The following is a 17,232-nucleotide window of genomic DNA, read 5'->3' on the forward strand; positions in this document are numbered from 1 at the left end:
AAAGTGAGTCACTGTACTTCATTTACGATGACTTTTCAGGATAAACGTACTCTTTTTCGGGCAATGCGTAGCCGAGGATTCCAACCGGAAAATCGGGTTTGGGTCGAATATCAGTCGCAATTCAAAAAACGGCTAGATATTGGAGGCACCATCATCGGCAAACTCCTAACGGGTATAAAGGATGGGATTCATGTCTTCTTTGTGGAAAGTGAAGAGGGAATGGTACCATATTTTGAATCAGATACTCTCTCACCGGAGGTATTGGAGAAACATGCCCAAGTACTTCTTATGAGCATCCGAGAGGGATATTTGCACTATTCTGTTGAAGCAGTAAAAGAATGGATTACGAATGCAGGAAGTACTGTTAGTGTCAGTGAAGAAAAAACAGGTTCAATCACGTCGTTTGTGTTAACAATTGGCTCGAATGAAAAGAAAGTCAGCATTTCAATGGATAGTCAAGGAAAAATTGAGGAGAAGGTTGAGGGTGTCCTCGGTCGTTCATGTGTAGAATTGACCGAGCTTATGGAACAAAAGCTTTGTGGCCAGAACCAAGCAGAACGGGTATGGACACACGAATACGATGCGATGGTTGAAGATCAGCAGATCCAAATTTTAAGACTTTCATAAGTGATGTAAACATAATGCTTCCATGGAAATTTGATGACGAAATAAATGACCCCAGTGAAGAATCATTAGAACATATTGAGGTTACAGTAACATTTAGCAATGGCGAAAAGAGATGGTGTTCCATTTGTACGAAAAATGGACGGGGGGACTACATCGAGCGAAACATGCTTGGTAATGTTTTTTTGATTGAGAATGAAATAATAGTAAGAAATTTCTCAAATGAAGTAGTAGATGATGCCCTACGAAGTTTAGACCAACAGAATCAGTTATTAAGTTCAACCAGGCCGTTATATGTATAATATGTGTCCTCCTTTTATTTTACTGTATTTTTAAAATTTAGGTCTTGATAATGCGTTTTTCCTTCAAGGGTTTATATACACTTGACATTCTCCAAGCCCTCCTCATAAAAGAACATGAAATTCTTCGTGTTTTTGTGGACCCGCCGCCACCTTGATTGCCTAAATCGGTTGGGTTTGAAACCATCAGGCCATTGCACGTATTCGGCCATGAAAAAACCGCAGCTTCACGGTGTCAATCTTCGCTGTGAAGCTGCGGTTGTAGGGGGGAGTAAGTAGCTATCACAAAATCAAATGTACCAACCCGATGAACTGGATCATTGGTGTGTAGCTCCTACCATGAACCATTCGAGAGCTTCTGAAAATTCATGAGGAAGCTCTGACACCTGGAGGAAGGTACACATCTCGCTTACGATCCGTTCTCTGTTTTGCCCGTATTGCTCTGTAAGCAGAGCTAGCTGCTCCCAATCACTGAGCTCCTTTTGAAAGGCAGCACGCTCTAACGGCCGGCCGTGCGATTCCACGAAAAGGATTGCTTCAGACTGGTACGCTTGCTTCAACACGCGCAGAAAACGGGAGGCTGTATAACTGCGCGGTCCGCCATAGACAGAGGGACCCAAGGCATCTCCTAGGAACAGCGTTTGATCCTCTTTTACGTACACATAGCACGAATCTTCCGAATGATCTCCTCCGACATGGTTCACCTGACATGTCACGCCACCAAGGTCGATCGTGATCGATTCATCGAATAGGATATTGGGCTCGACTATTCGGATCAAGTCACGGTTCATTCCGTACTCTTTTCTGATGTTAGCCATCGTGCTGGCATTGATGATCCTCTCCTTACAGAGCTGTTCCATGACTTCATCCGACCATTCCAGTCCCATCAGCTTGCTTAATGAATGTGCGGTTTTTGCCTGCGCGATGGTAGGTAGATCCCATGTTGACATTCCGAATGTATGATCCCAGTGCCAATGAGTCAGTATGAGGAGATCTGGAAGACGAACGCCTAGCTTTTGCAATTCCTGACGAAACAACGCGGCATGCGCAGGTGAATTTCCAGCATCAATCAAGAGGGTTTTTCTTGCCCCCGTAATGGCTGCTAGGATGGGGCGATCCGTGTCATGACTTGCATGCATAATCAAGATATGCTCGGTAATCTGTTCGATCGTGGACATTGCCTTCTCTCCTTTCCAAATACGCCAATGTAATTTTCTCTCTACAGAATGACGCAACAATATTTTCCATGTTATCACACAACACTTCCCCCTCGCACAAACAAAAAAACGCCCGTAATTACCAGGCAGTCTAGGACATAATTACAGATCCCTGTCTGCTACCTCTTTCCTAAATGATTTTATTTTATCTGAGTATTTACAGTCAGAAACACAGTTTTGCTTTTTTATATTCGTCTTCGTCAACAGATTCAAAACAGACATTGTATTCTACTTAATACTCTGGATACTCACACATTCCAAGTATAAATTCCTTTTTGCATCCTATTGAATGGTTGGTTCTAGTTCCTTGAACCAATCTTCTTTCATGTCAGATTCCTTCAATATGAGTGGAATGGCTGGAGCTGGTGTGAATTAGAGAGCACAGGGAATGCGGCTGGATGCCAAATGAATGTCTCAGTACGGAACCATAAAGAGGAGCGAAGGGTCCTTCCAACTGTGGAGGTCCCTTTTCGTTATCCACCAAAATGAAGCAAAAACTACATTTTACAAGAAGTATTGAAGTGTTTTCGTGCAAAGGATATACTATTCTAAAAATTAAAACAAATACGGATGATAAAGGAGCTTCAGGCATGGCACAACTCGTAAAAGAACGGATTCGGAAGCAGTATGGAAAGCTGACAGCAAGCCAAAAAATCATCTGTAAGATCGCGATTGAAAAGCCCAGCTTACTTGCGATCCATACCGCCAAAAAAATCGCGGAGTTTACGAATACCAGTGAAGCGACCGTCATTCGCTTTTGTTACGCATTGGGTTACTCCGGATACACAGAGCTTCAGGAGGAAATCAAAAAGTCTCTTTTGATAGGGGACCAAAGGAAGGGGCCGATCCAGAAATATCGAGACACCGAGGTTACGCTCGATCTGAGCAATTACGCCCATCAAGTGATGGAAAGTGATATAGCGTATCTCCAGCAAAGCATGCAGCAAATTGACTACACATTGCTTCAAGAGGTGGTCAAAAGCATTGTGCAGGCTAACCGAATCGTAGTGGTAGGATTTCGCTGGTGCCATATTCCTGCAAAATGGTTGTTCTCAGCGTTGAATGCGATCAAAGGAAACACACATCTGTATACGGGAGCCGTTGATAACGCAGATTATTTTCTCATCGAACGGGATCAAGAATGGCTGGTCATCGCGATATCATTTCCTCGTCATCCTAGCGAGACAGTTGCCATGGTCCATTCAGCAAAAGAGCTGGGAGCGAAGATTTTGGCAATTACGGAAGGAGAGTTCTCCCCCATCAGCCAAGTCGCAGATCATCTTCTGAAAATCACCACACCCCAACCCGTTGCCACTAGCGGCATGCCCACATTATTCTCTATGCTGAATGTCTTGATCAAAGGCGTCATGCTCCACGACGCGGAAAATGTCCAGAAAAGATTGCAGCACTATGATGAAATTAGCTCGAAGCTATACTCGTTTGTCGGAGAGGATGAGGAAGACTTCTCGATCTTTTGAAAGCACAAAAAATGAGAAAAGGGAAAGGGGAATTCTGCCAATGACCAAGCCGATTTGGTTTACTGCGACTGGTGACAGTTTTATTACACGCAATCTGCCATATAGGGACCAAGCTTTTCAAGAGGTATCCAGCTTACTGCACCGCGCGGAGGTTCGCATTGCGAATCTGGAGACGACCGTACACGATAATGAAGGCTATCCTAGCGCACAAAGCGGAGGCACGTGGGCGATGTCACCACCTTCCGTTTTGCAAGTCATGAAAGATTACGGCTTTAACATGATTGGCTGGGCGAATAACCATACGCTCGATTATTTGTATGGGGGACTAGAAGCAACGGAACGATATCTCAATGAGTATGGCTTCGTCCATGCTGGCGCAGGCAAAAATCTCGCTGAAGCGGGGGCGCCGCGTTATCTCGAATGCGAAGGGGCTAGGGTAGCCTTGATCGCTGCGACGTCGACTTTTCATCCATGGTGGGCAGCCGGAGATCAGCGTTCGGATAGTATCGGCAGACCAGGGATCAATCCGATGCGCTATGTCATGACACATCATATTACGGAAGAAAAGCTCGCTGATCTGCATGCCATTGCGGAGTCGACGGATATTAACGCCTTCAGCAAACTTCTCATCGAGGAAGGCTTCATGAACGATCCGGGAAAGGAGATCTTTCTGTTCGGAAATGCACGTTTCATGGTAAGCGACGAAGAGGGGACGACTACCCAACCGCATCCGCGCGATCTGAACAGAATCGTCAAAACGATTGAGGAGGCAAAAAGGCGGGCTGATTACGTCATCGTGAGTATTCACGCTCACGAGATGAAGGGGGAAGAAAAAGAGGTTGCGGCCGATTTCTTGCCTGCTTTTGCAAAAGCTTGCATCGATGCAGGCGCTCACGCAGTGGTAGGACACGGCCCCCATTTATTGCGTGGTATTGAAATCTACAACAATCGGCCGATCTTTTACAGCTTGGGAGATTTTATTTTTCAGACAGAGGCTGTTACGAGTCAGCCCGCTGATTTCTACGAGCACTATGGCCTGGATCATACCCATAATGTAGCAGATGCGTTGGAAGCGATGAGTGCCAACTACACGCGCGGACTCTGTGTGCACAAAGAGGTGTGGGAGTCGGTTATTCCTTTATGGAAAATGCAAGATGGTGAACTGCTCGAACTGGAGCTACATCCGATTGAATTAGGGTTTGATCTGCCTGTACATCGGATGGGGTGGCCGAAATTAAGCGGGGATACCTCAATCTTAGAGGGGCTCAAAACTTTGAGTGAACCATATGGCACAGTGATTGAGATCACAGATGGAATTGGTCGCGTGAGGCTTTCAAAATAGCGGGAAACAGCGGTAGTCTATTTCCTACACAATGGAGTGATTCACATGATGGCCAGAATCACAATGATTTTGTTATTTGTGCTATACATGATCAATTATGCGGATAAAACGATTGCGGGATATTCTGCCGTGCCCATTATGACTGAATTTTCATTGAACGAGAAGGATTGGGGACTTGTTGGAAGCAGTTTTTTCTGGTTTTTCTCCCTTGCCGGGATTATAGGCGCGGCGCTGTCGGATCGCATCGGGACGAAAAAAATGCTGGCAGTCATGGCACTGTCCTGGACAGTCATCCAACTCGGCGCTTATGCGATCGCGGGTTTGCCAATGCTTGTTGTAGCGCGGGTATTGCTTGGAATAGGCGAAGGGCCATTTTGGGCAACGGTTGTCAGCCATTTGAACAAATGGTTTCCTGAAGAAAAGCGTGGACTGGTTTATTCAACCGTGAACTTCGGTGCTTTTGTCGGTGCGGTGGCATCCGCACCGATGATTGTCGCGCTAATTGATAGCTATGGATGGCGATTTTCCTGGGCATTTATGGGCGCACTCAGTCTGATATGGCTCTTGGTCTGGCTGTGGATCGGAAAAGAAAAACCACTTGTCAGCGTCGCACCTGCAAAAGTCGAAGCTCCCACCTTATCAAAAGCGAAGTGGTCAGATATATCCGGTATCTTGATATCATCCACGTTTTTATTCTGTTTTTTAATCTATTTCGCACAAATATGGGGGACCACCTTCGCATCCGTATGGGAGCCTGTCTATCTCGTCAAGGTTTTCCAATTTACGAATCAGGAAATGGCCTATGCGATTGCTGGCACGGGACTTTTAGCTGGACTGATGACCATACTAATTTCATCGATTGGCGATCGTTTCTTTAAAAAGCACCGCAGCTATCGCAAATCATACGTTCTGGTTGGCGGTGTTTCGATTATTTTAGGGGGGGTGTGCTTTTACAGTGTTACTCTCGTTCAATCTACCGTACTTGTCTTAATCCTCCTGTGCCTAGGAAAAGGGTTTGCTTTTTCTGTGGGTACAGCTGCCTCTGTCATCGTCAGTAGCTTGGTGCCGGAACGAACGGGACTTTTGGTAGGCGTGTTGTCCAGCCTGGTTACGTTGGCAGGGATCATTTCGCCGCTGGTCACGGGCTCTATCGTTCAATCAGCGGGAGATATTGGCACTGGTTTTGGCAACGCCATGATCGTCAACGGCTTGCTCTTTATCATTTGCGGCGTGCTTTTTCTGCTCTTTGTGAAGCGCAATGAACAAGTCAGTCAATCAGCACCGCCAATCTCCCATGTTTCCTAAAAGTAATACTTTATTGGCTTGGCTTCAGATGTTAAAATTTTCTGAAAAGGAGGTAGATGTGTGGTGTATCATTTGAATGAAAGCCTCATGCAGAGCGCGAAACAGTTTGCGGATCGTCCAGCCTTGGTCTATATGGGAGAAACGACGACGTATGCAAAATTCAATCAGCAGGTCGAACATCTCGCAGCTGGACTTGCCCAGCACGGGATTGGAAAAGGGGATGCTGTCGCCCTGCTCATGGATAATCGGCCGTCTTTTGTAAGCGCTTACTATGCGATACTCCGCGTAGGAGCAGTCGTTGTTCCCATGAACCCCATCTATACGGCGCGCGAAATTAGCTTTATTCTATCGAACAGTAAAGCAAAAGCAGCCATTGCCTTATCCGCGTTGCAGCCGATACTAACCCCGATGAAGGACCAAATAGAAGATTTACAGCTACTCATCTACACGGAATGTATTGAAAATGAAATAACGATCGATCAGCTTGAACAGGAAGGGCAAGGATCAGAGGTAGGCTACGCGGAGCAGGAACGAAACGAAGATGACCTCGCTGTTATTCTGTACACATCAGGTACGACTGGCCAGCCAAAAGGAGCGATGCTCTCCCACCGCAATATGGCATCGAATGCTGATGCGATGGGGACATTGTTCGAGCTGGTACCCGAAGATCGCATGGTCGCCGTACTCCCGATGTTTCACGTCTTCTGCATGACGGTGTGCATGAATGGACCGATTCGAGCGGGAGCGGCCATTATTATCGTGCCAAAATTTCATCCGGTAGACGTCCTCCAAACGATTCGTGAGCAAAAAGCCACATGTTTTGCAGGCGTTCCGACCATGTACAACTATCTACTTCAGCTGCCGACTGCGACAAAAGAAGATTTCTCCTCCATCCGAATATACTGCTCGGGAGGTGCATCTATGCCGGTCGAGCTCCTGCACAAATTCGAAGCGAAATACGATGCCAAGGTACTGGAGGGCTACGGTTTGTCCGAGGCAGCCCCAGCTACAACATTCAATCCATTGCACGGGATCAGAAAGCCAGGATCGGTTGGAATCGATATCCCGCTTGTGAAGAACAAGGTCGTCGATCCCGAAGGAAACGAAGTCGCACGTGGAGAAGTGGGTGAGCTGGTAGTACAAGGGCCCAACGTCATGATAGGATACCTCGGTTTGCCAGATGATACGGCCGCAGCGCTTCGAGATGGTTGGCTGTATACGGGAGACATGGCCCGTATGGATGAAGAAGGATATGTGTACATCGTTGACCGCAAAAAAGACATGATTCTCGTTGACGGCTATAACGTGTACCCGCGTGAGGTAGAAGAAGTGTTATACCAGCATCCTGCGATTATCGAGGCGGCTGTGATCGGAATTCCTGACGAGGTGCATGGCGAGGCAGTCAAGGCATTTGTGGCATTGAAGGAAATAGCGGTTTCTCAAGAGGATATCATGGCGTTTTGTCGTGACAAGCTGGCGAAATACAAAGTTCCTCGTCAGGTCGAAATTGTAGCAGAGCTTCCCAAAAACAGTACGGGGAAAATCTTGCGTCGCTCGTTACGCACCTCTTAAACGATCGCACGATGAAATGAAAAATGCCAGCTCACACAATGATCCTTTTGTTGTAAGCTGGTTTTTTCGTGTCACGGAGGTACACGAGTTTGGGTTTGTAGAATGTAGAACGGGATGTGGAGGTGTTTGGGTTGCTGCGTTTGATTTTGCGCCCGAATTGCAAAATATGCCAGGCGAATACGCACCCACAGTCGGCTGTATTTTTTTGGTATTAGATGACGAATAGCCAGCAAGTAGGGAAAAAACTAGCCTTGGCGATCATGGACGAAGCAACATTACGAGGCTATTCATTCATCCGATTAGATTCGCTTCCTACGATGGAACAAGCGATTCAGCTTTACCGCTCGTTGGGCTTCTATCCAATTGAGCCCTATCGTTTTAATCCGATTGAAGGCACGCTGTATATGGAGAAAAAGCTCATATAAAAAGAAGATTAAACGCCAATTAAACCGGCTAGGCTTGTTGTTTGGTGAGGTCAGCCTCTCGCAATCTTTTCATCATGGGTAGCAGAACAAAAAATGGTCCAATGGACATTATGGCACTGAGAATATGTAGATAAAGAATCGCCTTATATAATAAAATGCCCACCGTTATTTTTTCATGTCCGGGCTAAATTCATGGACCCACACTCGCATTTGCGGCAGCCAAGGCATCCCAGGATGAGATGATAGAATGGATTGCTTATATTCCTCTACATTTGAATATCCCTCTTGCTTGGCATTATCATCGGTTAGCAGCTCGCCTATAAATCATTCATCCCCATAATGGAAAAGTCCTGTTTCAAAACCGAGGGCTTTTTGTGTTTGTTTAGCAGGATGAAAATATGTTAGCTACTAATTTTTCTGTAGCAGGGCTGAGGACTTTATTTTTTTTGCGGATTAATCCAACAGGTAAAGCGAATGAAATGTCATCGATGTCACGAATAGCGTATTCATGTGAATTGGCAACGAAATTGCTAGGTAGCATAGCAATACCAAACTCTTGTAATACAAGATTTAAAACCATCTCCACGTTTGCTGCATCGTAATTAGAGTGTAAATGAAAACCATGATGAAGAAAAACATGCTCTATTTTTCGCCGATAATCACACAATTGTCCAGTTAAAATGAAATTTTCATTTTCCAAATCACACATGTAAATTTTATCTTGTGTAGATAATGGATGGTCGATTGGCAGTATCAAACAAAGCTTTTCTTCATATAGCGGATAAAATTCAAGATTTAATTCGGGTGAAGGAGGGGGACATAAGGCAATATCAAGTTCGTTAGCGATAATCCGTTGACTAAATTGTTGGGTTACGCCACTTTCGATGGAAAGACAAATTTGTGGATGTTCTTTCATAAACGTTGTTAGTACGGAAATCAAATTTGTTTTGCCAATGGAATCAATTGCTCCAATCCGAATAAGTCCTTTCTGACCGATTGAAAATTCTTTTGCGGTTTGGGTGATTACATCCACTTGATTTAATAAAATATCTGCTTGTTCTTTCACAAGTCTTCCGGCTTCGGTTAGCACCATTTGTTTTCCTTTACGCTCAAACAGTTCGATGCCGAGATTTTCTTCTAATTGATTGATGTGTAGGGTGATGGTAGATTGTGCGTATTGCAGCAGATTTGCTGCTTTTATCTGACTACCACATTGGACAACAGCTTGAAATGTCTGTAACAAACGAATTTCCATAATTCATTTCTCCTGAAGAATAGTTCATTTTTGTTCATATTTACTAATATAACATCGTAAATTACTATTTATATAGAAGGAGATGATAACATGAAAGATTTATTTTCCGTTGATATCACAAACAGTGAGTGGAAATTTGTTATGGATGGTATAGAACAAATTCCATTACGAGATGAGAATGGTGAACTGCGTTATGTCGTGCGATTTGCACCGGGGGCAAAATTCCCTCAACATACGCATAAGGATACCGAGGAGTTATTCGTATTAGATGGAACTCTTATCAGCAATGATGTTGAGTATGGAGCAGGTTCTTATCTCTGTTATGGACCTAATACAAAACATGAACCATGGTCTGAAAAGGGTTGTTTGGTTCTTGTAATGGAGCGTAATGCTGGATAGTGTTTTTCAGTTTCTGTTTTTTTGTGTAGGAAATTATTAATTTTTATTGTTTTCATGCAAACATTGCCACATAGATTGGATACCTTCATTCTAAGAGGAAACCGCTCGAAAAGGAGCGGTTTTTTTATGTTGTGTGCCCAGCAAGCCGTCCATCAAGCGAAAATACCTGAAGTGATTGGTGGTCTGTACGCCGATGGTTGGAGTCATCATTGCTCACCTAGCTCATCGACGTATTGATGATTGCATGCGTAATTAAACCAGGCGGAACAAATGATTCGGATTATCACTTCTATTGGCTTGTCACGGATGGATCCAAAAGGGCCTCTCAACGATACAAACCTAGAATCTTTAGGTAGAGGGGAGGCTCTTTTCTGTTCTTTACACTCACCTTTATGTAAGTAACTGAACAAAATGTGCATACTTACAAATTTCCAGCAAGCATCTTATACTCATAAAACATCAAACCTTCAAGGAGGACCTTACTTTGAAAACTCTTGTCATCGTCACTCATCCAAGCATCGAAACATCCGTCATCAATAAGCGATGGGTAGAAGAACTCAAAAAATATCCAGAAAAGTATACCGTACACGAATTGCATAAGATTTATCCAGATGGAAACATTGATGTGGAAAAAGAACAACAATGGATTGAATCACATGGGAATCTTGTTTTACAGTTCCCGGTTTACTGGTTTAATTGTCCGCCACTCCTGAAAAAATGGCTTGACGATGTGTTCGCATATGGGTGGGCTTACGGTTCAAAGGGAGGCGATAAATTAAAGAATCGCAAAGCAGCATTAGCCGTATCTGCTGGAATTAGGAAAGAGGATTATCAGGAAGAGGGAAGATATCGGTATACACTGGAGCAAATATTGACCCCTTTTGAAACAACCTTCCGTTACTGCGATGCGGATTATCGTTCATTCTTTGCCTATTATGGTGCAGAGACAGAGTCAGGGGAAAATGAACCTGGTCAAGAGCTTGAGCCGACTGGCAGCATATTGGATAAGACCGCACAAGATTATGTGAAATTCATTGATAGCCTGTAAAAGGCCCCATGAAAAAAGAAGTATTTCCTCGTTTGGGGGAGATACTTCTTTTCATGTTAGAAACAATCATTATGCCTGCTGCTTTACAGCATTTTGAGGGGGTAAGCTGTTTTTCTCTCCCCAGTCGCACATCATATTTAACAAGGGGATGAGAGATAGACCACGCTCTGATAAGGAATATTCCACTTTGGGAGGGACTTGGGGAAATTCCTTGCGGATGATCAAGTCATCAGCCTCCAGCTCTTTTAACATCAAGCTCAGCGTTTTAAAGGAAATGGTACCGATACTTCGCTTCAGCTCATTATGCCGCATCACCTTATTTTCAGCGAGCCAATACAAAATGATCATTTTATATTTCCCGCCTATTAAAGACAATGTATAGCCAAAGCCAGTGTCTTTTAACTCTACACCGGTCGGAACACAGGTTTCACGCACAAAGTACACTCTCCTTTGGAAAGTAAGGTTGGTAAATGCACATACTTTACCATACATCATACTGCTATTTTAGGAAAGTGATGCCAAGCAAGAAACCTTTGAACGTTTATGATTCGACACTCTTTTGATGGCGCTCAAGCTTGCCAGGGCCTGCGTATAGTACGGTAAAGAAACCAATAACGCCGAAAATCAATCCCACAATATAACCATGATTGATGGCATTTCCTAGAGAGTCACTCAGAAAAGAATAAACATTCGGCTCGATTTTTAACGGCTCACGCATGAGAACTTCAGGATTAAGCAGATCAGCTACTTTTTCCAAGGAAATGCCATGTAATGATGCCCCTGTGGATACGATACTCGCATAATTTTGGTTCACAACAGCAGCCATGATCGATGCACCGAGTACGCCTCCCATGTTTCGACAAAACCCAACGATCGAGGAAGAAATACCGATATATTGTTTATCAACCGAATGCACGATCGCGTTTTGTGCAACGCTCATTAACGGCCCGATTGCAGCAAACCCGAGCAGAATCATCAAGAGTGTTAAGAAAAAGAAGGAAATGCCTGTTGAAACGTACATAAGCAAAATAGAACTGACTACACAAGCGAGCATAGAGAACGCCATGAGAGATCGAAAGGGAAATCTTGTTTGCAACATTCCGAATACCACGGCTCCTCCCGTCAAAGAGAGCATCAACGGGGTCAAAACACTATTGGAGTTCGGATATCCAAGTACGGCCACAGCGAAAATAGGCAAATAAGTGATAACAGCAAACATGATGGCACCTTGAGAAAGACAGGCGATACATGTCGCGACCACCATGCGGTTTTGAAAAATTTGAAAGGGGAGGATCGGTTCCTCTGCATGACGTTCTACCATGATAAAAGTGAACCCGACTATTACGGACAGGGCAAACAGGGAGATGATTGGCCACGAAGACCACTCATATACTTTTCCTCCCCATTCAAGCGCCAGCATGACTGCTATACAGGCGACAATTAATGTAACGGTACCCAAATAGTCAATCTTTGGCTTTGTATGGGAACGGGATTCTTTCAGGGAAAACAGAAGAGTGAAGAGAGACAACAAACCGATCGGAACATTGACATAAAAGCACCAACGCCACCCCAAGTAATCAGAGAGCAAGGTCCCGACTTGAGGTCCGGCGATAGAAGAGAGCCCAAAGATTCCGGCAAACACGCCAGAGATCCGTGCCGAATATTTCGGATCAGAGGATAGCGTAAATAGGATTGTGAAAGTAATCGGAAAGAGAGCCCCTGAACCAATTCCTTGAAGGGCACGGAAAACAATTAGCTGTTCGATGCTTTGGGCAACGCCACAAAGTGCCGAGCCAATGAGAAAAATCGTAATGCCAAGTAAGTAAAACAACTTGCGTCCAAAAAGATCGGACATTTTCCCGAAGATGAGCATCGTACTGGTTGCGGCTAATACGTACGAAGTGAAAACCCAGCTCATGCTTTCAAAGCCACCGATATCTTTAATAATGGGACTAATGGCCGCTGAGGTGATGGTATTGTCGAGGGAAGACATCAATAGGCCCAGTGCCATTGCAAGGATAATGAAGCGATTACGTTTTTCGAATCGTGACATAAAAAGCGAACTCCTCTCTCTTTTTTCTATTCATTTAGCAAACTTCGCTACAAGACTATTATTTGTGCATTCGTTTCTAATAAATAGGGAGAGAACAGTTGCAAATCAAACTTTACATCGTTGATGAATTTGACAAAAAAGCACAGTCAATCTTGACAAGCATATGATCGGGCGGTAATCTAACGCATCAGATAGGAATGAAACAAAAAACCGGGGAGTTGAAGCTCACCCGGTTTAACTGTTAAACGGTCGTTTAACTATACGTTACTTGGTGGCGTAATTTTCGGCTGCCATGCAAATATAGTAGCTTAATCCCGTTTGCTGTTCTTCCAACATAGTGCGGTGGAACTCATCTGATAGGAAAAACCTTGACTGCTCGGCAAAAGCTCTCGCATCAATCGGATGGGCTTTTTGCAAAAAAGCAAGATGATTTTCGATCGCAGAAACAACTGTTTCATCATCGATACTTTTGTTGTTTTTCAACGCCTCTGCCATAGATGTCATGAAAGCAGTCGCTTCGGCAGCTTTTTCATTCATGGAAGCTACGTCCAGATTCTCTGTATCCAATTGAAAATCGTAGGCTTTCTGCAAATGCTCATTTTGTTGAGAGAATGCCTGCTGCCATTCTTCTTCGTTTAATCCATCAAACATTTGCTCAGTGGACATATTTCCTCTCTTCCTTTCGTGTCGGATCGTTTCTTCTAAAGTAAGCAAGATGCGCTCCATTCGAAGCTGGCGTGCCTTTAACATCGTTTGTTGCTCAGATAAACAACGAAGTCTGTCTGGTTCGTGATCAAGAGCAGCTTTAATCCTGTCCAACGAAAAATCCAGCTCACGATAAAACAAGATTTGTTGTAACCGCTTGAGTTCATTCTCACCATAATATCTGTATCCATTTTCTGTAACGATTTCGGGCATCAGCAAGCCAATCTTTTGATAATGGTACAGTGTCTTGATTGTGGTACCAGACAGTTTGGCTACCTCGTTAACGGTATACAACATGGCGATTCACCTCCTGAAATTGAGTTTGCAGTCTGACCTTAGGTTGGAGTCAAGCGAAAAAAAGTAAGTAGAGGGGAAAATGGTTGAGCTCAGCAAAAAGCCGCCGTTTTATCGGCGGCCGCAGGCTGTCGAGAAAGTCGACAGCCATTTTTATTTTACTTAATTTTAAGGCGACACCGCGTTAATTTGTTATAATTCTTATAATTACATTTTATAGTAGGTGATAATTGTGCTTACCTCGAATGATAAAAATCCGCAAATGCATTACGAATTTGTGTGCCTTGATGAATTGGTCCCAGAGGACCATTTATTAAGGGTCATCCAGAAACATATAGATTTCTCCTTCATCCGAGAAAAAGTACGTCAATATTATTGCGAGGATAACGGTAGACCTTCGATTGATCCTATTGTTTTATTTAAAATGATTTTCATTGGATACCTTTACGGTATCCGCTCAGAGAGGCAGCTCGAAAAAGAAATCCAGACTAACATCGCCTATCGTTGGTTTCTTGGCCTTTCTTTAACAGATCGAGTTCCAGATCACACAACAATCAGTTGGAATCGTCGAACCCGTTTTAAAAATACAAATGTTTTTCAGGAGATTTTTGATGAAATTGTGCGCTTGGCGATTCAGCATCGAATGGTCGCTGGACGTGTATTGATAAGTGATTCCACGCATCTTAAAGCAAATGCGAATAAACGAAAATTTAAGAAGCATGTCATCGAGAAATCGAGTCGTGCCTATCTCAAAGATTTAGAGGTAGCAATTAATGAAGACCGTGAGGTACATGGAAAAAAGGATTGAAGCCTAGAGAGGGTGTGAAGGAAGAAAAGGAAATCAAGGTGAGTACCACTGATCCGGAAAGTGGCTACATGGTTCGAGACAGCAAGCCCGAAGGCTTTTTCTATCTCGATCACCGGACTGTCGATCATAAGTACAATATTATTACCGATGTCCATGTCACTGCTGGCAATGTCCATGATTCCGTTCCTTACATAGATAGGCTGAATCTCCAAATCGAGAAGTTTGGGTTTAAGGATACAATTGAAGCTATTGCATTAGATGCTGGTTATTTAACTACTCCAATCTGCAAGGCACTTCACGATATAAATGTATTTGCTGTCATCGGTCATCGTGCCTTTACACCTGTTAAAGGTCTTTTTGCTAAATGGCGCTTTAAATATGATCTGGAGTGCGATGTGTACACATGTCCTCAAAAACATACGCTTACTTATTCGACTACCGATCGAAACGGATACAGGATGTATAAGTCCAATAAAGAAATATGTAAAACTTGTCCAAGGCTTTCTGAGTGTACCCGATCTAAAAATCACCAAAAGGTGATAAGTAGGCACGTTTGGGAAGAGAGTAAGGAATGGGTTCGACAGAACCGTTTAAGTAAATCGGGGAAATATTTATATAGATTAAGATACCAAACCATAGAGCGAAGCTTTGCAGATGCTAAAGAACTGCATGGGCTTCGCTATTGTAGGTTACGCGGACGTGAAAATGTCCAAGAGCAGGTATTGATGACAGCAACAGTACAAAACATTAAAAGGATAGCACTACACCTAGCGAAAGCAAGTTAGGTGAAGGCTATCCTTTTTTCAGCACTTCGTGCTGGAACAATACCAAAAAGAAATCCCCAAAAGGGGGTTTCTCTTCAGTCTGAAGCCGCCGTTTTATCGGCGGCCGTTTCATTTATTTGAGTGATTCAGCAAGAATTTGCGCGATCTGCTCGCTGTCCTGTTCCCTGTACACACTATCATGATAATGCGGATGGTGAATGCTTACCCAGCCGTGCTCGATAGCCTTTTTGTAGTAATGCTTTGCCCGGTCCTCTTCACCATTCAGATAGAATAAGCAAGCAGCATTCCAATACAAGGCTGCATCGCCATCCCAATCCCAGCCTTGATCAAGTGCTTGGGCATAACTCCATGCTGCGCGGGCGTAGTCTTTTTCCACGCCATATTTCAGATCACCACGCATATAGTGGTTGCCGTTGACAAGGAAATTGTTTAACGGAAGGTTCCATCCGAACAGAACTGGGAAATCTGCGAGCAGCTCGAAACCGACAGACAAGGCTGTTCGCTGTGAACCTATATTATTTGACCAGCATTGCCATCCCACTCTTTTGATTCCGCGTTGTTTGGCGAGTGAGAGAGCACCGCATGCTGTCTTTCGAGCCCATCCGTTACCCTGATAGTCTTCATCAGTTTCTATACCCAATTCACATTCGTCTTCTACTACCCAATCCGTCATGCACCAGCTAATAATGGTCGGCCCCTCATCGGTATCTTGAATCGCGGCACAACCGAATCCTTTGTTTTCATAGGCTTCTATGGATGACCAGTTCTCTGTTATTTCATCGAGAACATCCTCGAGACCAACCAATTCCTTCCGCTTTAAAAAGGTGCTGTCTATCGGGACAATATGATCGTCAGCAGGAGGGTACAGATCCTGTAGATGGTGAGTAAAGATCATTCGTCCGCTTCTCATGGGAAATATATCTTTCATCACGATATCGAGAATGTCATCCCACTTCTCATCCGTAGGATAAAACAGGACGTAGTCAAGCTGTTCATCAGCAGCAAGCTGCGGTAAAATCTCCTCTTTGAGCAATGCATTCACTTCTTCAAAGAAGAGGGGATTATCAATACTGCCTCCTAGAAAAATACCTTGGGGGCTTGTCAACAAGGCTGATCTCGCGTCATTTGACAGGAATACTCTACCAGGAATAACACCTGTAATGACCCCTTTAATGGATACATGATGCTTCAACGCTTCGAATAGATTGGTCGCGCTATGGAAGCAATCGTTTGTGAGTTCTGTTCCTTGAACCATTTTTTGAGCAAACATTCGTTCATTTCCTCCCATAGCATATGAGAGAAGATAAAGTTATCGTTTGAAACCTCTCATATGCTTTTCCATTTGTTTTAGCGAATCCAAAACATCATCACTCCTTTACCTGTAGTAGGGCGCGAATCTCTGGGGTGTTTGGTCCTGATGCCCCCCTTGTTCATTATGGATGATTAACCAAATATTGCAAGGGGGGATTTACTCTTTTTGAAATATTTACATGAAAATATAATCGTACTGCTGCCGTAGAATCTTCAAGGCTTTCGTAGCAGAATGATTTACATAACCTAATTATGGTAAACTTATTATCAAGCACACGAAAAAGACTTTTCAAACAAAAAAGGCAGCGATAG

General features: G+C 43.9%; 15 protein-coding genes and 1 pseudogene. 9 read left to right on the forward strand and 7 right to left on the reverse strand.

What is annotated here, in order from left to right; genetic code table 11:
* Window positions 1-3 precede the first annotated feature (3 nt).
* Window positions 4-627 carry a DUF2997 domain-containing protein gene (locus E8L90_RS07780; RefSeq protein ID WP_137028706.1) on the forward strand — a complete coding sequence of 208 codons (624 nt, stop codon included), beginning with the start codon at window positions 4-6 and terminating at the stop codon, window positions 625-627.
* A gap of 613 nt (window positions 628-1,240) precedes the next feature.
* On the opposite strand, the gene E8L90_RS07785 is transcribed toward E8L90_RS07780, so the two are convergent.
* A complete protein-coding gene (locus E8L90_RS07785; RefSeq protein ID WP_137028707.1) occupies window positions 1,241-2,101 on the reverse strand; it encodes an MBL fold metallo-hydrolase in 861 nt (286 codons plus the stop codon).
* Window positions 2,102-2,730: 629 nt separating this feature from the next.
* Between E8L90_RS07785 and E8L90_RS07790 the strand changes: the two genes are divergently transcribed.
* From E8L90_RS07790 to E8L90_RS30680, 5 genes are all read left to right on the forward strand, one after another.
* Window positions 2,731-3,618, forward strand: coding sequence for a MurR/RpiR family transcriptional regulator (locus tag E8L90_RS07790; protein WP_137028708.1), 888 nt, complete (start codon window positions 2,731-2,733; stop codon window positions 3,616-3,618).
* 40 nt (window positions 3,619-3,658) lie between these two features.
* Window positions 3,659-4,960, forward strand: a complete 1,302-nt coding sequence (locus E8L90_RS07795; RefSeq protein ID WP_137028709.1) for a CapA family protein — start codon at window positions 3,659-3,661, stop codon at window positions 4,958-4,960.
* Window positions 4,961-5,005: 45 nt separating this feature from the next.
* Entirely contained in the window at window positions 5,006-6,265 is a 1,260-nt protein-coding gene (locus E8L90_RS07800) for an MFS transporter (protein ID WP_137028710.1), read from the forward strand.
* Between the two features lie 63 nt (window positions 6,266-6,328).
* The gene (locus E8L90_RS07805; RefSeq protein ID WP_137033329.1) at window positions 6,329-7,837 is read left to right on the forward strand and encodes a long-chain-fatty-acid--CoA ligase; all 1,509 of its coding nucleotides are present in this window, start codon (window positions 6,329-6,331) and stop codon (window positions 7,835-7,837) included.
* Between the two features lie 251 nt (window positions 7,838-8,088).
* Complete coding sequence (locus E8L90_RS30680; RefSeq protein ID WP_244297174.1) at window positions 8,089-8,262, forward strand: GNAT family N-acetyltransferase; 174 nt, start codon at window positions 8,089-8,091, stop codon at window positions 8,260-8,262.
* 165 nt (window positions 8,263-8,427) lie between these two features.
* On the opposite strand, the pseudogene E8L90_RS30685 reads toward E8L90_RS30680, so the two are convergent.
* Window positions 8,428-8,583 (reverse strand): annotated as a pseudogene (locus E8L90_RS30685) (ASCH domain-containing protein); the annotation flags it as partial.
* A gap of 61 nt (window positions 8,584-8,644) precedes the next feature.
* A complete protein-coding gene (locus E8L90_RS07820; protein WP_137028711.1) occupies window positions 8,645-9,517 on the reverse strand; it encodes a LysR family transcriptional regulator in 873 nt (290 codons plus the stop codon).
* A gap of 90 nt (window positions 9,518-9,607) precedes the next feature.
* On the opposite strand from E8L90_RS07820, the gene E8L90_RS07825 reads away from it, so the two are divergent.
* Window positions 9,608-9,916, forward strand: a complete 309-nt coding sequence (locus E8L90_RS07825; protein ID WP_137028712.1) for a cupin domain-containing protein — start codon at window positions 9,608-9,610, stop codon at window positions 9,914-9,916.
* A gap of 484 nt (window positions 9,917-10,400) precedes the next feature.
* A complete protein-coding gene (locus E8L90_RS07830; protein ID WP_137028713.1) occupies window positions 10,401-10,964 on the forward strand; it encodes an NAD(P)H-dependent oxidoreductase in 564 nt (187 codons plus the stop codon).
* Window positions 10,965-11,033: 69 nt separating this feature from the next.
* Here the strand turns inward: E8L90_RS07830 and E8L90_RS07835 are convergent, their stop codons facing one another.
* From E8L90_RS07835 to E8L90_RS07845, 3 genes are all read right to left on the reverse strand, one after another.
* Window positions 11,034-11,399, reverse strand: coding sequence for a winged helix-turn-helix transcriptional regulator (locus tag E8L90_RS07835; RefSeq protein WP_137028714.1), 366 nt, complete (start codon window positions 11,397-11,399; stop codon window positions 11,034-11,036).
* Between the two features lie 106 nt (window positions 11,400-11,505).
* A complete protein-coding gene (locus E8L90_RS07840; protein ID WP_137028715.1) occupies window positions 11,506-13,017 on the reverse strand; it encodes an MFS transporter in 1,512 nt (503 codons plus the stop codon).
* A 264-nt stretch (window positions 13,018-13,281) separates the two neighbouring features.
* A complete protein-coding gene (locus E8L90_RS07845) occupies window positions 13,282-14,019 on the reverse strand; it encodes a MerR family transcriptional regulator (RefSeq protein ID WP_137028716.1) in 738 nt (245 codons plus the stop codon).
* Window positions 14,020-14,278: 259 nt separating this feature from the next.
* Here E8L90_RS07845 and E8L90_RS07850 point away from each other — a divergent pair.
* A protein-coding gene (locus tag E8L90_RS07850) for an IS1182 family transposase (RefSeq protein WP_162309130.1) occupies window positions 14,279-15,609 on the forward strand; the annotation gives its coding sequence in 2 pieces (ribosomal slippage) (window positions 14,279-14,819 and window positions 14,819-15,609; 1,332 coding nt in all).
* 112 nt (window positions 15,610-15,721) lie between these two features.
* On the opposite strand, the gene E8L90_RS07855 is transcribed toward E8L90_RS07850, so the two are convergent.
* Window positions 15,722-16,879 (reverse strand): GNAT family N-acetyltransferase, encoded by a 1,158-nt coding sequence (locus E8L90_RS07855; protein WP_137028717.1) that lies wholly within the window; start codon window positions 16,877-16,879, stop codon window positions 15,722-15,724.
* Window positions 16,880-17,232 lie beyond the last annotated feature (353 nt).

It is taken from the genome of Brevibacillus antibioticus, assembly GCF_005217615.1.
Taxonomy (GTDB): Bacteria; Bacillota; Bacilli; order Brevibacillales; family Brevibacillaceae; genus Brevibacillus; species Brevibacillus antibioticus.